General features: G+C 65.9%; 1 protein-coding gene. It reads left to right on the top strand.

Going from position 1 to position 232, the window contains the following annotated elements; genetic code table 11:
* Positions 1–232, top strand: a 232-nt coding sequence (locus SB771_RS37425; protein WP_410722335.1) for a molybdopterin dinucleotide binding domain-containing protein, incomplete at both ends; no start/stop codon positions are given.

The raw sequence follows: 232 nt of genomic DNA, 5'->3' as shown, positions 1-232 counted from the left end.
CCCGATGCGCTGCGGCTCACGACCATGCGCAGCCACGACCAGTACAACACCACGCTCTACTCGCATTCGGACCGCTATCGCGGCGTGTTCGGGCAGCGCGACGTGGTGTTCATGAATCCGCGCGAGCTCGGCAGACGCAACCTGCACCCCGGCGAACGAGTGGACATCGTGGCGCTCGCGGCCGACGGCATCGAACGCATCGTGCGCGGCTTCAAGGTGGTCGAATACTCGC

It is taken from the genome of Burkholderia sp. SIMBA_051, from assembly GCF_046534915.1.
In the GTDB taxonomy this organism is placed as follows: Bacteria; Pseudomonadota; Gammaproteobacteria; order Burkholderiales; family Burkholderiaceae; genus Burkholderia; species Burkholderia ambifaria.
Note: the sequence above shows the minus strand (reverse complement) of the source record. Positions and strands in the feature narration are given on the sequence as shown.